This is a genomic window from Marinobacter salicampi, from assembly GCF_011074795.1.
GTDB lineage: Bacteria > Pseudomonadota > Gammaproteobacteria > Pseudomonadales > Oleiphilaceae > Marinobacter > Marinobacter salicampi.
In genome coordinates this window covers 297,539-315,895 of the sequence record NZ_JAAMPF010000018.1, presented here as the reverse complement: position 1 = coordinate 315,895, position 18,357 = coordinate 297,539, and the positions used below count along the sequence as shown (strand labels likewise).

The window sequence follows — 18,357 nt, the reverse complement described above, 5'->3', positions numbered from 1 at the left end:
CTAGGACCGGCCGATTTTCATAAAGTTCCTTTGTGTTACATTTTTGATCTTGACCTCCGGCCTTATCGTTCACCCTCGTTTACGCCACCCGCGCCTCAGGCAACTCCGGCCGATACTTTTCCCGCAGCGCCATCACCGGCTCCCGGAACTCCGGCGTGAGATAAGGCAATTCCAGGGTAAGTACCTGGTAAATACCCTGTTTGAGCTGAACCAACGTGAGATCGTTGGACAGACCCGATCCATGAGCGGTCTTGAGGAAGGCCATCCAGTTGGTGATAACCAGCCATACATTCAGGGACATGGCCGAACGCAGATCTTCCGGCTGTGGCTCAATCACTCCGCCCTCTGCCAGACCATCAAATATCCGGTTGATCGCGCCCAGACAGCGGTTGGTGAAGTGCTTGTAGTCGTCTCGCAGGCGGGAATCGCTGTCCAGCAAAAACTCCAGGTCGCGATGAAAAAATCGGTAACTCCAGAGCCCGTCGAACACCGACTCCAGATAGAACGTCATATCCTCAAGCCACAGCGGTCGGTCGTCGGGTATTTCCAGGTAATAGTCCACCAGCTTTTCGTACTCGAGAAAAATCTCGTAAATAATGTCGGACTTGTTTCTGAAGTGGTAATAGAGGTTACCCGGGGATATTGCCAGGAAAGCCGCGATATGATTCGTGGTGACGTTGCGCTCGCCACGTTCGTTGAAAAGCTCCAGGGCCGACAACAGGATCTTGTCTCTCGTTTTCATAGGCTCACTGTCAGGACGATCTTTTGTTTACCCGGCGCTTCAGGTTAAACCATGAACTGGCCCGATTCGCCGGGGGCGGCAGCTTGACTCACTAGAGTATATACTCTAATAATATCGCTGTGCGCAAACTGAACACTTTTTAAGCATCACAGCATTGTTGCAGTAACCTCAAAAGCACACCCTACAAAATCAGGCGGCCGGCCCGTTAGCCCCGCCAGCCGTTGCGTTAAGGAGAGACTCATGGTCGCCAATGTCGTTCAGTTAACCGAGAGCAAGAAGCAGATCCAGTACACCGGCCGCATTTTCGAGGAGCAGCGCCAGGCCTATCGGCGCAACCCCATGCCTACCCTGACTGAGCGCAAGGAGAACCTGAAGCGGCTGAAGCGGGCCTTGCTGGTTCACGAAGACCGACTGGTGGAAGCCATAGATCGGGATTTCAGTTGCCGCTCAAAAGACGAGAGCAAAATCGCTGAAATCATGCCGGCGATTCAGGGTATAAACCACACCCTCAAGCATCTGGAGGGCTGGATGAAACCTGAAAAACGCAAGGTTTCCATGCTCTTCCAGCCCGCCAGCAACAAGATTCACTACCAGCCTCTGGGCGTTTGTGGCGTCATCGTGCCCTGGAATTATCCGCTGTATCTGGCCGTCGGCCCGATGATTTCCGCGCTCTGCGCAGGCAACCGCGTGATGATCAAGATGTCGGAGTTCACCCCCCATACCTCGGCCCTGTTCAAGGAACTAATGGACGACACCTTTCCCCAGGACCTGGTGGCCGTCATTACCGGTGAGGCAGACGTTGCAGCGGACTTCTCCAGCCGTCCGTTTGACCACCTGCTGTTCACCGGCTCAACCGCCGTCGGCAAGCTTGTCATGCGGGCGGCGGCAGAGAACCTGACGCCGGTCACCCTGGAACTGGGTGGCAAATCTCCGGCCATCATTTCAAGCGATGTGCCCATGGAGGATGCTGCCCATCGCCTGGCCTTTGGCAAGGCGTTCAATGCCGGCCAGACCTGCGTTGCACCGGATTATGTGCTGTGCCCCGGGGACCGGATCCAGAATTTCGTTGAGGAATTCCGTAACCAGTTCGCCTGCATGTACCCGAATCTTCGTGATAATGATGACTTCACGGCCATTATCAACGAGCGTCAGTATGACCGCCTGAAAAGCTACCTCGACGATGCCCAGGCGAAAGGCGCCGAACTGGTGGAGGTCAACCCGGCCCGGGAAAATCTGCAGGACGGCACCCGGAAAATGCCCATCACCCTGGTGCTCAATGCGACGGAGGACATGAAATTGATGCAGGATGAGATTTTCGGACCCATCCTGCCCGTGATCAGCTATAACACCCTCGACGACGCGATTAACTACATAAAAGACCGTCCAAGGCCGCTGTCACTCTACTATTTCGGCTATGACCGTGAGGCTCAGGATCATGTCCTGGACAACACCCATTCGGGCGGTGTCTGCATCAACGATACGCTGATGCATGTTGCCCAGGATGACATGCCCTTCGGCGGCATCGGCTCTTCCGGCATGGGCAACTATCACGGCAAGGAGGGCTTCCAGACCTTCTCCCACGCCAAGGCCGTCTTTAGCAAGCAGCGTTTCAACAGCAGCAAGTACGTGTACGCTCCCTACGGCACCGCCATGCACAGGATGGTGTACAAGATGTTTATCCGCTAGGCAGCCTCACCCTTTCCCGGCGCGGCGTCGGGAAAGGGTGCGCAGAGGATCGATCCTCCATGCTGGGCCAGGAGGCGATCAAGCGCCCGCTAACTGGTATGCTAGGGGCTTCCAGTTGAAGAGGATGTCCCATGACAAAGGTTATTTACCCCGGCACGTTTGATCCCGTGACCAACGGCCACACTGACCTGATCGAACGCGCAGGCAAGCTATTCAATGAAGTAGTGGTTGCGGTCGCCCATAGCCCAAAGAAACAACCGCTGCTAAGTCTTGAGGAACGGGTCCGGCTCGTTCAGAAGGCGACCACACACCTTCCTAACGTCTCGGTCACCGGCTTCAACAACCTTCTGGCTGAATTTGTTGTGCAGCAGGGAGCCTCCGTTATTCTTCGTGGCCTGCGGGCGGTGTCTGACTTCGAGTACGAATTCCAGCTGGCTGATATGAACCGCCATCTGGCGCCGGATGTGGAGAGCGTTTTCCTGACCCCGGCCAATCACCTTTCCTATATATCATCCACCCTGATTCGTGAGATTGCCTCCCTCGGCGGCAATGTCGACGAATTTGTCGATCCGGAGGTCGCCCAGGCGCTCAAGAGGCGATTTGCCAACGCCTGAAGCTGATACCGGGAGTATAGGAAACTTGAACTTTCCCATGCCATTTGCCTGAGGTAACGTTGAGTGGCCTAGATCATTACTGACGAATGCATACGTTATTGACCCGGCACGCTGTACCGAATGTGTCGGTCATTATGATGAACCCCAGTGCCAGCAGGTTTGTCCTGTCGCCTGTATTCCACTCGACCCGGCTCTCATGGAAGACAAGGCCCAACTGATGGCCAGGTATCACCAACTGACAGGTCAATAGATCATGTTCAGATTCTGCCGTTTTTCCGCCGTCACCCTCACCCTGCTGGTTGCTCTTACCGGCTGCGCAGACCCGGGCATCAGGGCTGACCAGAGCCTTGCCGTTGATACTGCGTATCAGCCCGCTGTGGCCAGCGCACACCCTCTGGCAACTCAGGCCGGCATCGATGTCATGGCCGCCGGCGGCAATGCCTTCGATGCCGCTATCGCCACTGCAGCCGTGCTCGGCGTGGTTGAGCCATACAGCGCAGGCATCGGTGGCGGAGGCTTCTGGCTGCTGCAAACCGGCACTGGCGATACCATCTTTGTGGATGCCCGTGAAACGGCCCCTGGGGCGGCCCACGAGACCATGTACCTGAACGCCAATGGCTATGTTCACCCTGACAAACTCTCGGTCAACGGTCCCCTTGCGGCGGGCATTCCGGGTCAGCCGGCGGCCTTTGCCCATATCAGCCAGCATTACGGCGAGCTGGCGCTTGAGCCGGTACTTGAGCCTGCGATCCGCCTGGCCAACGAGGGCTTTCCGGTAGATGAGCACTACCAGCGCCTGGCCGGTTGGCGTCAGACCGCACTGCGGCAATACCCAGACGCCAGCGCCGTATTCCTGCGCGACGGGCAGATCCCTGAAGAGGGCGCCACCATACGTCAACCGGCCCTGGCCAATACCTTGAGCCAGCTGGCGCGCGATGGCCATGAAGGGTTTTATGAAGGGCGGGTCGCCCGCGAGCTGGTGGAGGATGTCAGGCGGGCGGGAGGCATCTGGAGCCGGGAAGACCTGGCGGGTTACCGGGTGATCGAGCGCGAACCCATCCGGATTCAGGTCGGTGACCGCCAGCTCTGGAGCGCGCCACCGCCCTCGTCTGGAGGTATTGCCCTGGCCCAGATGTTTGGCATGATGGCGGCGGTGCCCCGGCAACAGCTTGAGCAGGGCGATCTGTCCCCGGAAGCCGCCCGGGTGCATTATCTTGCTGAGATCATGCGCCGGGCCTATCGTGACCGGGCCCTGTATTTGGGCGACCCTGATTTTACCGATATACCCCTGGCAAAACTGACGGCTAAAGCCTACCTGGCTGAACTGGCGAGCACCATTTCCATGTCGTCGGCGACACCAAGTGAGGACCTGGATGGCGATCTTGGCGCCGGCATGCATACCACACATCTTTCCGTGCTGGACCGCGACGGTAACCGCGTCAGCGCCACCCTGAGCATTAACCTGCCCTTCGGATCGGCGTTTCTGTCAGCACAGACCGGCGTCCTGCTGAACAATGAACTGGATGATTTTGCCATCAAACCGGGCGTGCCCAATGCGTACGGCCTAGTGGGCGGCGAGGCAAACAAGGTTGAGGCGGGCAAACGCCCACTCTCCAGCATGACGCCGACCCTGATGTCCGACGCAAACGGTGGCCGAAGCGCCATCATAGGCACGCCCGGCGGAAGCAGGATTATCACCATGGTCTATCTTGGCCTGCTTGATCTGATCGACGGCAAGACTGCGCCAGAAGTGGTTCAGGCCGGCCGTTTCCATCATCAATACCTGCCCGATGTGATTCAGTATGAACCTGGAAGCCTGAGCAACTCCGTACTGGACCAGCTCAGGTCCCTGGGCCATGAACTGGACGATGTCGGCAGGGAGTATGGCAACATGCAGCTTATCGTGGTCAAACCCGACCGGACCAGCCTGGCGGTTTCCGACCCCCGGGGCGGGGGCGCGGGCAGCGTCGGACCACCTCCCCTTCCTGACAACTGACAGAACTTCTAGGACTTGCCGGCTCTATGCCAGTCGTTACCTGTCAGATCATGGGCGGCAGGGGAATCAGTGTGCCGTTGACGTCCAACTGCAGGTTTTCGAGCTCCGCATCCAGAACGTAATCTTCGCCATCCGGGGTAATCAGGCCCTGCTCGATCAGCGGTGCCATTTGGTTCAACAGGGCAGGCTGCGAGCTGACCAACTCGGCCGGCAGGCGCAGATCCAGGTTGCCTGTCAGGCGCTCCATGACCAGGGCCATATCTTCCGCCTCCTGCTGGCTCAACTCCGGGTGGCGCAGCATGAGTTCCCCCGTGACCCGGCCTTCCGGGAAGGTCAGGCCTACTTCCGGGAATCCGATGGCAAAGCCGCCGGCAGCCAGACGCCTGAGACTGGCGTTCAGGCTGTCAATGGCCTGCATCTGTTGCTCCATCAGCTGCTGCTGGGATTGCTCCTGGGAGGAGGCGGCGTTGAGCATCTGAAGTTCGGCAAAAGCAGCCAATAGGCCATTCCAGGCATCCACATCAAGCTCCTCCATGGCAAAACGGGCCCGGTAAGGTCCTGACTCGCCCGCGGCTGAAGTGGCCTGGCCGATTTCTATGGCAGTATCGGTGCTGAAGCTATCACCTCCCTCCCCGGCCCGGGTTGTGCTGTCCAGCGACAGGCCCTGCAGGCTCAGCTCGGGCTGACCCTCCAGACGGGCCGTGACGGTATCAATCTCGATGGTGCCGGTACCGGTCCAGACATCGCCCCTCAGGCGCTCCATTGACTGGTGCAGCAGCAGATTGTTTACCGTGAAACCGGCATCGGGGCCGAGGGCAACCATGCCCTGCCAGTCAACATCAAGCTCAAAACTGCCCCCTTTATCCGCGATAACAAGCCGGCCGATCAGCTCGAATGCTTTCAGGGATTCGCCGGTCTCCTCGTCACGGGCATCGATGGCTGGCACCGTAAACACGATATCTGCCGTACCCCAGGCGTTAACGGTCGTGGAAATGCTGGGCTGGTCTTCCGGAAACAGCTGCTGCATCAGTTCAGACCCTGGATCACCAAGCTGCAGGTCGATCTGGCTACTGAGCAGGCCATGGCTGACCTCGCCCTGATAGGGAACGTCTACCATGTCGCCCGAGCTGGGGTCCTGTATACGCAGGACGCCTGCCACGTCGGCGCCAAAGTAACTGCGTTCATAAGTCCTGGTATCCATTGCCAGCATTTCCTGCTGGGCATTCATCTGGGCTTCCGCCTGAGCCCACTGTTGCTCCGTAAGCACGCCAACACCCCAGGGCGCGACCATGACAACAGCGAGAACCAGCAGCGCTGCGACTATCCATTTTTTCATTACTGATTACTCCGATGAAAGGGCTCTGTTGGCTATTTTGTGGTCAGACGGTCCAGCAGCGCTGTCTGGGAAGCGAACCGCTCCTCTTCCGGCGCCGGCTGATTCTGGACGTAACGACCATCGGCCTGCAACACCCAACTCTGGCAGTTATCGGCAAGATAGGCATCCAGATCGTCCCTCACCCTGGCGGCAAGGTCCTTGTCTTCAATGGGAAAAGCCACTTCAACCCGGTTGACCAGGTTACGGACCATGGCGTCGGCGCTGGAGCAGAAGACTTCCACCTTGCCGTTGTTGCAGAAGTAATAGACCCGGGAATGCTCCAGAAAACGGCCGATGATGGATCGCACATGGATGGTCTCGGACAGCCCCACGATGCCTGGGCGCAGGCAGCAGATGCCCCGGACGATCAGATCTATCTTCACACCTGCCTGGGAGGCCCGGTAAAGAGCCTGCATGACATCAGGGTCAGTCAGGGCATTGATCTTGAATATGATGTGACCGTCTTCACCATGGGCAGCTTCGCGGTCAATCAGTTCAATCAGTCTGCGGTGCAGGGTGAAGGGCGCATGGAACAGTTTCTTGATCTTCAGCGCCTTGCCCATGCCGGTGAGCTGCTGGAAGAGCTTGTTGACATCATCCCCCAGGGCATCGTCACAGGACAGCAGGCTGTAGTCGGTATACAGCCGCGCGTTGCCGGCATGGTAATTGCCCGTGCCGAGATGCACATAACGCTTCAGACGGCCCTCCTCGCGGCGCACGATCAGGATCATCTTGGCGTGTGTTTTGTAACCCACGACACCGTAAACGACGATAACGCCTGCCTCCTGGAGCCGGCTTGCCAGCTCCAGGTTCTCGGCCTCATCAAAGCGCGCCCGCAACTCAATGACCGCGGTGACCTCTTTGCCCCGGCGGGCGGCGTCCATAAGCGCCTCGACAATCTCAGAGTCAGCACCGGTACGGTATAGGGTCTGGCGAATCGCAAGGACCTGGGGATCTTTGGCAGCCTGACGCAGAAAATCTATTACCGGGGTAAAACTTTCGTAGGGATGCAGCAGCAGCACCGGCTGCTGGCGGATCGCATCGAAAATCAGCTCCTTGTTGCGTATCTGCTTGGGCACCGCCGGGGAGAAGCCCGGGTAGGTCAGATCCGGCCGGTCGACCAGACCACCGACCGCCATCAGTCGCGTCAGGTTGACCGGGCCATTGACCCGGTAAAGCTCCCTCTCGGAAAGCCCGAACTCCTTGAGCAGAAACTGCATCAGCTCGTCCGGACAGTTATCCGCCACCTCGAGCCGGACCCCATCGCCAAAGCGGCGGCTGAGCAGCTCGCCCCGCAAGGCCGAGGCCAGGTCCTCCAGATCGTCCTCCAGCTCCAGATCTGCGTTCCGGGTCAGGCGAAACTGGTAGCAGCCCTTGATTTCCATGCCCGGGAACAATTCGTCGGTGTGGGCGTGGATCATCGACGACAGGAACACCAGGTTCTCCCCGCCCTCACACACATCGTCAGGCAGGCGCACCAGCCGCGGCAGAGACCTTGGCGCCGGCACAATGGCCATGCCGGTTTCCCGCCCGAACGCGTCTTTGCCGTCCAGTTCGACGATGAAATTGAGACTCTTGTTAACCAGTCGGGGGAACGGGTGCGAGGGGTCAAGCCCGATCGGATTCACAACCGGCAGTATCTCATCCTCAAAGTAACGCTGAACCCAGGCTGCCTGCGCCGGGGTCCACTCCCGGCGCCTGACAAAATGGATGTTTTCCCGCTTCATGGCCGGAATCAGCTCATTGTTGAGAATGTCGTACTGGGCGTCGATATACTCGTGGGCGACCTTGCTGATCTCGTTCAGCAGCTGCTCCGGCAAAAGTCCATCAGGGCCGACGCTCTCGCGCCCGTACTTCATCTGCTGGCGCAGCCCAGCCACCCGGATCTCGAAAAATTCGTCCATGTTGCTGCTGAATATGCAGCAGAAGATCAGACGATTGATGAGCGGAATGTTTTCGTCCAGAGCCTGCTGAAGTACGCGGAAGTTGAACTGGATATGGCTGAGCTCGCGATTCAGATAATGCTCCCGGGCCGCCGGGTCCAGAGGTGGCAACAATTCCGGCAAAGCCTGGGTGGTGCCAACTTCCTGGCTCAGGGTGCTATTCGAGTCCGTACTCATGACGTTGCAGATCCTTTTAATACAAGGTTTCCGACCTGCCGGAGCCTCAGTGGCAAGGCGTCAGGCTGACGATTGTTTAAGCAGCCGGGCGGCGCGCCGGGCGAAATAGGTGAGAATGGCATCGGCGCCCGCCCGGCGCAGGCAAATCAGGCTCTCCATCATGACAGCATCGCCATCCAGCCAGCCTTTCTCAGCAGCGGCCATATGCATGGCGTATTCACCACTGACCTGATAGACAAAGGTGGGCACCTTCAGCTCCTGTTTCACCCGATAGACAATATCCAGGTAGGGCATCCCCGGCTTCACCATGACCATATCGGCACCTTCCGCCAGATCCATGGCCACCTCGTGAATGGCTTCATCACTGTTGGCCGGGTCCATCTGGTAGCTGGCCTTGTTACTCTTTCCAAGGTTGGCGGCCGACCCCACCGCATCCCGGAAAGGCCCGTAATAACTGGAGGCGTACTTTGCTGCGTAGGCTAGAATGCGGGTATTGACATGGCCAGCGGATTCCAGCGCCTCCCTGATCGCCTTTACCCGGCCGTCCATCATATCTGAAGGCGCTACAATATCGGCACCGGCGTCTGCGTGGGACAGGGCCTGGTGAACCAGAGCCTCGACAGTGACGTCGTTCATCACGTACCCATCGTTATCAATAATGCCGTCCTGACCGTGGGTGGTGAACGGGTCCAGGGCGACATCCGTAATCACGCCCAGGGTCGGGTGTGCCAGTTTAAGGGCCCGGGTTGCTCGCTGGGCCAGACCCTGGGTGTCCCAGGCGCCGGAACCGGAGAGGTTCTTCTCGCTGGCCGGCACCACCGGGAAGAGTGCGATCGCAGGCACGCCCAGTTCCACTAGTTCGGCTGCCTCCTTCACCAGGAGATCGATGCTCAGGCGCTCAACCCCCGGCATGGAAGCAATCTCCTCACGCTGGTTCTCCCCTTCCAGCACAAACACCGGATAGATGAGGTTGTCCACCGAGAGGCGGGTTTCCCTAACCATGCGACGAGAAAAGTCATCAACCCGGTTACGGCGGGGTCTTGTGGCGGGAAACAGACGGTGACGGGGTGAAAACACAAACAACCTCCTTTCAACGTGTTAACGGACGATTCTGACCTGCCAACCCCGGCCTACAGCCCGGAGCGAACCTTGGTTTTGACACTGACATAGTGTCGCTGCCCTATGACAATTTGAGGGAGAATCGCTGATCAGCAGTCAATCCTGTTCATCATACACGGCTGCTCTGGCTGCGGCATGACTGCAGATCGGGCATCGGTACAAATATCCCGCTCTCAATAGAAGAAAGGCTGGAAGACGGCGCCATCCACTTGAAGGGCGCCACTGACTCGCAACTCAGATGGAACGGTTGTTAAAACCCGTCTCGACCTTGCGTGGGGGCTCGGAACGCAGGGTTGTGTCAACTTCCTTGATGGTGCCACCCTGACTCAGAAAGGCTTCAATATCCGCTGCCAGTTGGGCCCGGACACGGGCACGGCCTGCGATGGAATGGTTATCCTCGCCGTCGCTCCCCCAACTAACGGATCGTTCCAGACTGCTCTCATCGAATTCACTCATGGCTTTGCTCCCCATCAGCGAAATCCTTACCAAGAGCACAGCATTCCAGGAGAATGGCGCTCTGTCTCGGCGAGTGACCTACGAGCATACTCGCCTTGGCGTCTTTATAATCCGGTTTTGATGACAGCGCTATTTGCATGGAACAGATATTTTGTAATTTTTTGTAACCGTTCTCTTCTGCGTCCATGACAGGAGCTGCACGGCCCGCTATAAGCGCTGTCGAACAGGTTGACACAAGAAATGAATAATGATTCACTTATTATCAGGAGTGGCCATGGCCTACCGTGAAACTGAAAAAATGCGCAACCGGAAGGTCCAGACCCGCAAGCGTATTCTGGAGTGCGCATTCGAGCGCGTAACCAGTGGCGGGTTCAGAAGCGCCCAGATCACGCATGTGGCCAAAGCGGCGGGCGTGGCAACAGGAACCATTTACCGACATTTCGAGTCCAAGGAAGAACTCTTCGCAGAGATCTTTCGCACCGCGACCCAGCGGGAAGTGGACAAGGTGGCCGAGGCCCTGGCCGGACCCGGGGATGCGGTTGCCCGACTGGAAGCCGCTTTGCGGCAGTTCGCCGCACGCGCCCTGCGCGGGCCAACCATGGCATGGTCACTTATTGCCGAGCCGGTGGATCCACGGGTCGAGGCAGAGCGGTTGCTTTACCGACAGGCCTACGCCGAACACTTCGAAAAGGCCATAAACGAAGGAATAGAGAGCGACGCCCTGCCCACGCAGAATGCGCGACAGAGCAGCACCTGCCTGGTGGGCGCCATTGCGGAAAGCCTGGTTGGGCCGTTGTCACCCGCACAGAGCGGAAACAGCCAGGCCCTTAGCCAAACTACTCAGACACAGCTGGTCGAGTCCATCGTCTGCTTTTGCATACAGGGGCTCACTGGCACCCGGAGGTAACAATGAACGCCCGCCAGCCCATGCCCGCAAACACTGCCGGTCAGGATAACGAGAGCCCGAACCGCGACCCCTATCTGGCAGTGACCCATGAAGTGGTCAACCAGCCTCCAGCTCTACAGGACTACAACCTGTTCGGGCAGGATCAGGCGCTTCAGGAAGGGGTCGCGCGGGAGGGCGCCAGCTGGGCAGAAGCGGACCTGAGCCGCTTTGGCGAGCTTGCCGGTAAGGCCAGCACCATTGATCTCGGCTTCCAGGCCAACGAGTACAAGCCTGTACTCCACACCCATGACCGCTTCGGCCACCGTATTGACCAAGTCAATTTCCATCCCGCTTACCATGAACTGATGACCATCGCCATGGAACACGGCCTGCACAGCAGCCCCTGGACAGATCCAGGTCCTGGCGCCCAGGTCGCCAGGGCCGCACGGTACTACATGCACTCCCAGGTTGAGGCCGGACATGGCTGCCCGATCACCATGACCTTTGCCGCCATTCCTTCCATTCGCAAACAGCCTGAGCTCGCCGCCATCTGGGAGCCGCGCATCCTTGCTACCAGTTACGACCCCCGCAACGTGCCTGACAGCCAGAAGGCCTCGGTCACCATTGGCATGGCCATGACCGAGAAGCAGGGCGGTACTGATGTCAGAGCCAACAGCACCAGGGCCTACCCGGCAGGCACTCCGGGACCGGGTCAGGCCTATGAGCTGGTCGGTCACAAGTGGTTCGTGTCGGCTCCGATGTGTGATGCTTTTCTGGTGCTCGCCCAGACCGACATGGGGTTGTCCTGTTTCCTGATGCCCCGCTGGCGTCCGGACGGAACCAAGAATCCCTGGCAGATACAGCGCCTTAAGAACAAGATGGGCAATGCGTCCAATGCCTCCAGCGAAGTAGAGCTTCGGGGGGCCCTGGCCTGGATGGTGGGTGAAGAGGGCCGGGGCGTACCCACCATTATTGAAATGGTTGCCATGACCCGCTTCGATTGCATGATCGGAAGCTCCGGCGGGCTGCGGCAGGCCACAGCCCAGGCGCTGCATCATTGCCGCCACAGGAAAGTCTTCGGCAACCACCTCAACCAGCAACCCCTGATGCAGAATGTGCTGGCGGATCTGGCCCTTGAAAGCGAAGCTGCCCTTGCCTTCACACTGCGTATCGCCCGGGCACTGGACAACCAGCACGTGACCCACGAGCGGCTTCTGGCCCGGCTGGCTACCCCTGTAGGCAAATACTGGGTCTGTAAACGCGTCCCCAATCACGCCTACGAGGCCATGGAGTGCATAGGCGGAAGCGGCGTCATGGAGGATTGCATCATGCCAAGACTGCTGAGGGAGTCTCCGGTCAACGCCATCTGGGAAGGCAGTGGCAACGTACAGTGTCTTGACACCTTGCGCGCCCTGCAGAAGGAACCCGATGTCCTGCAGGCGTTCTTCAGCGAAGTGGCCGAAGCCAGGGGCAGCGATCGTCGATTTGACCGGTTCCTGGCGCAGTTGCAGAGCGACTTCTCCGACATCAGTGACTTTGAATACCGCGCCCGCAATCTTGTTGACCGGCTGGCGCTGAGCATGCAGGCTTCGTTGTTGATACGTCACTCGGCCGCTGCCGTCGCTGACGCTTTCTGCGCGTCCCGGCTGGAAAGCCAGGGCGGGTTGAACTACGGCAACCTGCCGACAGGCACCGACCCCCGCGCCATCATAGAGCGCGCTACCCCGATCCGGGACTGACCCCGGGCGGCGCCGATCACGCAATAGCGCAATAAAAGTTGAAATAGTAGACTCAACTCAACGGGGTGCCCAAGTGCCCCCGTAGCTTTTCCGCGTGCTCCGGTCGGGGCAGTTGATTTCAAAACTTCAGGTTCTGTTATGTCTGATGCTCTGAGACGCTTGCTGGCCACGCCAGACCATGGCCCTGCCATCACGCCCCATGTGGGCGTCCTGACACTACACTTCCAGGTGTACGGGTGTAATGACCTGAAAGCCAAGCGCAAGGCGTTCACGCCTATGCGAGCCATCTGGGGCAAGGAGCCGGATCTGGCCGTCGCGGAAACCGCCGATATCGACGCCCTGGACTCCGCCACCTGGACTGTGGCGACCCTGGGTACCTCTTCACGCCAGATCCAGGAACGGCTTGACCAGGTCGAGAAGGCCATCGCCGAGCGAATTGACGCCCCCGTGCTTGATGTCCAGAGGGAGATACTCTGACACTGCCCATGGGGGACGTTGGCAGCCGGGGGATGACACCGTATACTACGCGTCCCCGCGGGGACGCGAACACAGCTGGCACGGAGCTTTTCGGCACACCGTGTGCCAGACTGACTGAGAGGCAGTCCATGACTTCCTGTTTTCTGACCGTTAGCGTATCAGGATCGATGCGAACGGCACACCACTGACCGTGCGTGGCGCATATGACCGGTAAGAAAAAAACCGCTCAGGCTTCGATCGAGGCGATGTACCGTGTATTCACGGTGCCCGAGGCACCGGAATCCACGCTGAGCCGTGTTGACCAGGACATTTCCCGCAACCTTGCCGGATTCCTGCAAGAGCATATTGTTGCGGTCGAACGCGACCTGAGCGATGTCGAGAAGAACTTCTCGGAATCCTCCGTGCCCGAAAAACCCATTTTTGTCTCGGAGCAGGCCCAGTTCCTGCTCGACAAGCTGGTCGCCAACTCCGTTCACACCGCCTCGCCCAGTTTTATCGGTCACATGACGTCAGCGCTGCCCTACTTCATGCTGCCGCTATCCAAGATCATGATTGCCCTGAACCAGAACCTGGTCAAAACCGAAACATCCAAGGCCTTCACGCCCCTGGAGCGCCAGGTACTGGGCATGATCCACCGGCTGGTTTACCAGCAGGACGGGGCGTTTTACCGCAAGTGGATGCACGACCCCAGCCATGCCCTGGGCGTCATGTGCTCCGGCGGCACCATTGCCAATCTGACGGCCCTGTGGGTAGCCCGTAACCATGCATTTCCTGCGGAGGGGAGTTTCCGCGGGCTGCACCAGGAAGGTCTTTTCCGGGCCCTGAAATATTATGGTTACGAGGGTGCCGCCATCCTCGTTTCCCGGCGTGGCCACTACTCCCTGCGCAAAGCTGCGGATGTGCTCGGCCTGGGCCGGGAATTCCTGATTGCCATTGATACCGATGACGATAATCGGATACAGACCGATGCCCTGCGGGACCGGTGCCGGGCCTTGCAGAAGCAGAAAATCAAGGTGCTGGCCATCTGTGGAATTGCCGGTACCACGGAAACAGGCAATGTTGATCCGCTGGATGCCATGGCAGACATAGCGCGGGAGTTTGGCGCGCACTTCCATGTTGATGGGGCCTGGGGCGGGCCGACACTCTTCTCGCGCTCACACCGCCATCTGCTCAAGGGCATTGAACAGGCCGATTCGGTCACATTTGATGCCCATAAGCAGCTGTATGTTCCCATGGGCTCGGGGCTCGTTGTGTTCCGCGACCCGGCCCTGGCAGGAGCTGTAGAACACCACGCGCAGTATATAATCCGTAAGGGGTCACGGGATCTGGGCAGTAACACGCTGGAAGGGTCACGCCCCGGCATGGCCATGCTGATCCACTCGGGGCTGAAGATTCTGGCTCGGGAAGGCTACGAGATATTGATCGACCAGGGTATAGAGAAGGCCCAGACTTTTGCCGGCATGATCGAACAGAGACCGGACTTCGAACTGGTCACCAAACCCGAACTGAACATTCTTACCTATCGCTACTGCCCGGAACTTGCGCAACAGGCGCTGGACGTGGCCAACCCGCTTCAGGCCGAGCGCCTGAACACCAGCCTCAACCGGATCACCAAGTTCATCCAGAAGACCCAGCGTGAGCACGGCAAGGCGTTCGTTTCACGGACCAGGCTCGAGCCTGCCCGCCACCATCACTTCCCCTGCATCGTCTTTCGGGTGGTGCTGGCCAATCCGCTGACGACCACCGACATCCTGCGGGACATACTGGACGAGCAACAGGTGCTGGCCACAGAGCCTGATATCCAGGACGAGCTTGCCATTCTGTTGCAGCAGGCACGGGCCATCCTGGCGGAACAGTTACCAAAGACCCGGGAGGCCTGAGCTAGTACATGGCCTCTTCGTCATCCAGCACGTCGTGCAGAATTTCGAGGAACATATGGTCCGCTTCGCTCCAGTTTTCAGGAATGCGAACGTTGGTATTAGCGCTTATCTCCCGTGCAATCAATTCGTCGGCATTTGGCTGACCACGGTATTTGCGGGCAATTTCAACAGACTTCACCGCAATGGTGGGGTCACTCATGACCTTTTTGATAAAAACCCGCAACTCATCAATGATTCGAGCCTGACGACCCTCTGAAGCATTGCTCATGCTGAACTCCTGATTAATTGGCTGCCGGCCGGGCCTATGCCCGGCCGGTTCAGTATGACGGATTCATCGCTGTGCCTGCCAGTCTAGTCGATCAGCAGCCCCCTGAGGGTGAAAAACAGCAAGGCAGCCATGCCAGCTGAGGCCGGAACAGTAATAACCCAGGCCGCGATAATCCGGGTCAGGTGAGAGCGCTTGACCAGTTCCTCCCGGTAGATCTTCTTCAGACGCTTACGTTCGCGCTTCGAAAGGGGCAGCTCTTTCTTCTGCTTGCGGGCATGTTTGAGCAGCTGCTCCATCTCTTCCACCGAGGCATTCCGGAAGTCGTCCAGGAAAGGCTGCAGACGCGCCCGCTCCACCTCATCATGTTCCTGGATGATGTTGTGGATCTGGCTGGCGTAGTTGGACTTGAGATACTCCCGCAGGAACCCGACACCGAAGACACCGCCAATGGCAATGTGGGTTGAGCTGACCGGCAAACCCAACTGTGACGCGATAATCACCGTCAGCGCAGCAGAAAGTGCGATACAGAAGGCCCGGGTTTTGTCGAGTTCGGTAATCTCGCTGCCGACTGTGCGTATCAGGCGGGGGCCAAAGAGCATCAGGCCGACCGCCAGGCCAAGCGCCCCCACCAGCATCACCCAGAGCGGAATGCTGGCGCTGGCAACGATATCTCCCCCCGCGAGCGCATCATTGATAGCGGCCAGAGGCCCGATGGCATTGGCTACGTCGTTGGCCCCGTGGGCGAAGCTCAACAGGGCGGCCGCAAAGATCAATGGCCAGGTAAACAGCGTGTTGACACCAGCGGCGTTGCTTTCCATGGTGGCCGCCTTGCTGTTCACCAGCATGCGCATGATGATTAGCACTACCGCTGCCACAGCAAGGCCTACCAGCGAGGCACCCAGGAAATCCACCTGTATGAGTTTCTTGACCCCCTTGACCATCAGGTAGGTGCCGAACGCCCACGCCATGATGGCCACAACCCAGGGAACGAATTTGCGGGCAGCCGCCACCACATCCTGGCGATAAAGCACCGTGCGCTTGATAAGGTAGAGAAACAGGGCGGCAAACACGCCCCCAAGTACCGGGGAGATAACCCAACTCGCCACAATCGCTGCCATCACATTCCAGTCGGCAATCCCCCAGCCCCCGGCTGCGATGCCGGCACCGAGCACACCACCAACAATGGAGTGGGTGGTGGAAACCGGGGCGCCCATCCAGGTGGCCAGATTCAGCCACAGTGCCCCCGCCAGTAAGGCGGCGGTCATTAGCCAGACAAACGAGCTGACGTCGGGCAGGCGTTCCGGGGCGATAATACCGCCCTTTATAGTGGACACCACGTCGCCCCCGGCAATGATGGCACCGGCCGCTTCAAACACCGCAGCCAGCAGTACCGCCGCACCCAGGGACAGAGCACCTGCACCGACCGCTGGCCCAACGTTATTGGCGACATCATTGGCACCAATGTTGATGGCCATGTAGCCGCCGATCACAGCCGCAGCCATCAAAAGCATGCTGGAGGGGAGGTCAGCGCTCAACTGGCCCACATAGAGCCAGACGCCGAGCAAAAATAAAAGACAGATACCTATACGGAAACGCTCGGTCGACCGGCTGGTCAGCGCCTTCTCGAAAAAGCCTTTGCTCTTCGCCATAACAGATCTTGCCCTGGGTTAGGATCTCAGGCGGCCACTATAAGATTTTTGTCATGGGATTGAAATAATAGAGGCGTTCAGTGCGGACTCTGCTTCCCCGCCAGACCTGCACCTCTATATTAAAACCTGAGATTTTGACGCATAATCGACTGGCTAGACGTCATTTTAATAACAACGAGACGGCGCGTGCATGAATGAGTTTGCAAAGGCACGACTGGACACCGCCGAAGAGCAGGAAGAGATCCGGGTTTCCCGGGTGCTCACCTGGCTCTCATTGATGGCGATCGTGTTTCTGCTGGGCATCGGCGCCAAGGCGATGGCCTCAAGCCACGCCGGCCATGCCTATGCCCTTTGGGCCTTTGCCGGCGTTATTACGATCAATCTTCTAGTGTTCTGGCGCACCCGGAACCGGACCGCCAACAAGACCGGCATGATAGCCACGGTGGCGGCTCTGTTCGCCTACCTGATTGCATCCGGCGGGGAGAGCAATACCGGCCCGCTATGGTTCTACGTATTTCCACCCTTGCTCTTTTACCTGACCGACCTGAAGACAGGCACGCTGTTACTGAGCGCCTGCCTGATATTTGCCGGCATTGTCTTCCAGTTTCCCCAGCTGCCTTTCGTGACGGCCGAGTACGGCAGCGATTTCAAGATCCGCTTCTTTGCCACCATCGCCTTTGAGTCGATTTTCTGTTTTGTACTCGAAGCCAGCCGGCGCAAGGCCCGTTACGAGTTGGTCAGCCTCGCCATTATGCATGAACGCGCCGCGCGCACCGACGAGCTGACCGGTCTGGCCAACCGGCGCGACATGCACCAAAGGATGAGTGCCGAGTTCCAGCGCTTCCAGCGTTCCGGACGCCACTTTTCCATTGTTCTTATCGACCTTGACCTGTTCAAGCGGATCAATGACGAATTCAGCCATAACGCCGGTGACCTGGTTCTGAAACAGTTTGCCGACCTTCTCAAGACCGCACTGAGAGAATCGGATGTGCCAGCGCGCTGGGGCGGGGAGGAGTTCCTCATTCTGCTGCCCGACACCTCCCTGCTGCAGGCACTGACGTTGGCGGAAAGAGTAAGGGAGCAGGTCGAGCAGATGGCCTTCACACTTGGGGGCAAGCGCTTGCCAGTTACTATCAGTGCTGGTGTGTGCTCCATTTCCCAGGTAGGAAGCATCGAACAGATACTGAAACAGGCCGACGCCAATCTGTATGAAGCCAAGGGTGCCGGTCGAAACCGGATTGCTCCACGGGTCAGAAGCACGAGCTCGCCGGGCGCGGCCTCCTCTGCCTAGCTCGGCGTCCAGTTCGGCTTGAGCGAGGCCGGAGCGGGGGCTAACATAGCCCGCTCAGT

Annotated in this window: 15 protein-coding genes and 1 pseudogene; 9 read left to right on the top strand and 7 right to left on the bottom strand. The window is 58.7% G+C overall.

Going from position 1 to position 18,357, the window contains the following annotated elements:
• Positions 1-79: 79 nt before the first annotated feature.
• The gene (locus G7W63_RS10495) at positions 80-742 is read right to left on the bottom strand and encodes a TetR/AcrR family transcriptional regulator (RefSeq protein WP_166257157.1); all 663 of its coding nucleotides are present in this window, start codon (positions 740-742) and stop codon (positions 80-82) included.
• A gap of 240 nt (positions 743-982) precedes the next feature.
• Between G7W63_RS10495 and G7W63_RS10490 the strand changes: the two genes are divergently transcribed.
• From G7W63_RS10490 to ggt, 4 genes and pseudogenes are all read left to right on the top strand, one after another.
• On the top strand, positions 983-2,428 hold the full coding sequence (locus G7W63_RS10490; protein WP_166257154.1) for a coniferyl aldehyde dehydrogenase: 1,446 nt from the start codon (positions 983-985) through the stop codon (positions 2,426-2,428).
• A gap of 131 nt (positions 2,429-2,559) precedes the next feature.
• Positions 2,560-3,042 (top strand): pantetheine-phosphate adenylyltransferase, encoded by a 483-nt coding sequence (gene coaD, locus G7W63_RS10485; protein WP_166257151.1) that lies wholly within the window; start codon positions 2,560-2,562, stop codon positions 3,040-3,042.
• A 91-nt stretch (positions 3,043-3,133) separates the two neighbouring features.
• Positions 3,134-3,292: pseudogene (locus G7W63_RS19980) on the top strand (4Fe-4S dicluster domain-containing protein); the annotation flags it as partial.
• A gap of 3 nt (positions 3,293-3,295) precedes the next feature.
• Positions 3,296-5,038: a gamma-glutamyltransferase gene (ggt, locus tag G7W63_RS10475; protein ID WP_166257148.1), complete on the top strand. Its 1,743-nt coding sequence runs from the start codon at positions 3,296-3,298 to the stop codon at positions 5,036-5,038.
• 43 nt (positions 5,039-5,081) lie between these two features.
• Here the strand turns inward: ggt and G7W63_RS10470 are convergent, their stop codons facing one another.
• The 4 genes from G7W63_RS10470 to G7W63_RS10455 form a co-directional block, all read right to left on the bottom strand.
• Positions 5,082-6,374 carry a DUF945 family protein gene (locus tag G7W63_RS10470; protein ID WP_166257145.1) on the bottom strand — a complete coding sequence of 431 codons (1,293 nt, stop codon included), beginning with the start codon at positions 6,372-6,374 and terminating at the stop codon, positions 5,082-5,084.
• Positions 6,375-6,406: 32 nt separating this feature from the next.
• On the bottom strand, positions 6,407-8,533 hold the full coding sequence (gene ppk1, locus G7W63_RS10465) for a polyphosphate kinase 1 (protein WP_166257142.1): 2,127 nt from the start codon (positions 8,531-8,533) through the stop codon (positions 6,407-6,409).
• Between the two features lie 60 nt (positions 8,534-8,593).
• Positions 8,594-9,610 carry a porphobilinogen synthase gene (gene hemB / locus G7W63_RS10460; RefSeq protein WP_278185421.1) on the bottom strand — a complete coding sequence of 339 codons (1,017 nt, stop codon included), beginning with the start codon at positions 9,608-9,610 and terminating at the stop codon, positions 8,594-8,596.
• A 276-nt stretch (positions 9,611-9,886) separates the two neighbouring features.
• Positions 9,887-10,108: a hypothetical protein gene (locus G7W63_RS10455; RefSeq protein WP_166257140.1), complete on the bottom strand. Its 222-nt coding sequence runs from the start codon at positions 10,106-10,108 to the stop codon at positions 9,887-9,889.
• 274 nt (positions 10,109-10,382) lie between these two features.
• Here G7W63_RS10455 and G7W63_RS10450 point away from each other — a divergent pair, with 274 nt between their 5' ends.
• The 4 genes from G7W63_RS10450 (at position 10,383) to panP (ending at position 15,090) form a co-directional block, all read left to right on the top strand.
• A complete protein-coding gene (locus G7W63_RS10450) occupies positions 10,383-11,015 on the top strand; it encodes a TetR/AcrR family transcriptional regulator (RefSeq protein ID WP_166257137.1) in 633 nt (210 codons plus the stop codon).
• A 20-nt stretch (positions 11,016-11,035) separates the two neighbouring features.
• A complete protein-coding gene (locus G7W63_RS10445) occupies positions 11,036-12,733 on the top strand; it encodes an isovaleryl-CoA dehydrogenase (protein WP_242634401.1) in 1,698 nt (565 codons plus the stop codon).
• 138 nt (positions 12,734-12,871) lie between these two features.
• A complete protein-coding gene (locus tag G7W63_RS10440) occupies positions 12,872-13,210 on the top strand; it encodes a DUF503 domain-containing protein (RefSeq protein WP_166257131.1) in 339 nt (112 codons plus the stop codon).
• Positions 13,211-13,413: 203 nt separating this feature from the next.
• Positions 13,414-15,090: a pyridoxal-dependent aspartate 1-decarboxylase PanP gene (gene panP, locus G7W63_RS10435; RefSeq protein ID WP_166257128.1), complete on the top strand. Its 1,677-nt coding sequence runs from the start codon at positions 13,414-13,416 to the stop codon at positions 15,088-15,090.
• Position 15,091: 1 nt separating this feature from the next.
• Here the strand turns inward: panP and G7W63_RS10430 are convergent, their stop codons facing one another.
• Complete coding sequence (locus G7W63_RS10430; RefSeq protein WP_166257125.1) at positions 15,092-15,358, bottom strand: hypothetical protein; 267 nt, start codon at positions 15,356-15,358, stop codon at positions 15,092-15,094.
• Positions 15,359-15,441: 83 nt separating this feature from the next.
• Entirely contained in the window at positions 15,442-17,007 is a 1,566-nt protein-coding gene (locus G7W63_RS10425) for an inorganic phosphate transporter (protein WP_166257122.1), read from the bottom strand.
• Between the two features lie 190 nt (positions 17,008-17,197).
• Here G7W63_RS10425 and G7W63_RS10420 point away from each other — a divergent pair, with 190 nt between their 5' ends.
• Complete coding sequence (locus G7W63_RS10420; protein WP_166257119.1) at positions 17,198-18,298, top strand: GGDEF domain-containing protein; 1,101 nt, start codon at positions 17,198-17,200, stop codon at positions 18,296-18,298.
• Positions 18,299-18,357 lie beyond the last annotated feature (59 nt).

What these genes read in the sequence shown, in the direction of transcription:
- G7W63_RS10470 (WP_166257145.1), bottom strand. Translation starts at nt 6,374, where the DNA reads ATGAAAAAATGGATAGTCGCAGCGCTGCTGGTTCTCGCTGTTGTCATG.
- G7W63_RS10440 (WP_166257131.1), top strand. Translation starts at nt 12,872, where the DNA reads ATGTCTGATGCTCTGAGACGCTTGCTGGCCACGCCAGACCATGGCCCT.
- G7W63_RS10420 (WP_166257119.1), top strand. Translation starts at nt 17,198, where the DNA reads ATGAATGAGTTTGCAAAGGCACGACTGGACACCGCCGAAGAGCAGGAA.
- G7W63_RS10425 (WP_166257122.1), bottom strand. Translation starts at nt 17,007, where the DNA reads ATGGCGAAGAGCAAAGGCTTTTTCGAGAAGGCGCTGACCAGCCGGTCG.
- panP (WP_166257128.1), top strand. Translation starts at nt 13,414, where the DNA reads ATGACCGGTAAGAAAAAAACCGCTCAGGCTTCGATCGAGGCGATGTAC.
- G7W63_RS10430 (WP_166257125.1), bottom strand. Translation starts at nt 15,358, where the DNA reads ATGAGCAATGCTTCAGAGGGTCGTCAGGCTCGAATCATTGATGAGTTG.
- ppk1 (WP_166257142.1), bottom strand. Translation starts at nt 8,533, where the DNA reads ATGAGTACGGACTCGAATAGCACCCTGAGCCAGGAAGTTGGCACCACC.
- G7W63_RS10495 (WP_166257157.1), bottom strand. Translation starts at nt 742, where the DNA reads ATGAAAACGAGAGACAAGATCCTGTTGTCGGCCCTGGAGCTTTTCAAC.
- G7W63_RS10455 (WP_166257140.1), bottom strand. Translation starts at nt 10,108, where the DNA reads ATGAGTGAATTCGATGAGAGCAGTCTGGAACGATCCGTTAGTTGGGGG.
- coaD (WP_166257151.1), top strand. Translation starts at nt 2,560, where the DNA reads ATGACAAAGGTTATTTACCCCGGCACGTTTGATCCCGTGACCAACGGC.
- G7W63_RS10445 (WP_242634401.1), top strand. Translation starts at nt 11,036, where the DNA reads ATGCCCGCAAACACTGCCGGTCAGGATAACGAGAGCCCGAACCGCGAC.
- G7W63_RS10450 (WP_166257137.1), top strand. Translation starts at nt 10,383, where the DNA reads ATGGCCTACCGTGAAACTGAAAAAATGCGCAACCGGAAGGTCCAGACC.
- ggt (WP_166257148.1), top strand. Translation starts at nt 3,296, where the DNA reads ATGTTCAGATTCTGCCGTTTTTCCGCCGTCACCCTCACCCTGCTGGTT.
- G7W63_RS10490 (WP_166257154.1), top strand. Translation starts at nt 983, where the DNA reads ATGGTCGCCAATGTCGTTCAGTTAACCGAGAGCAAGAAGCAGATCCAG.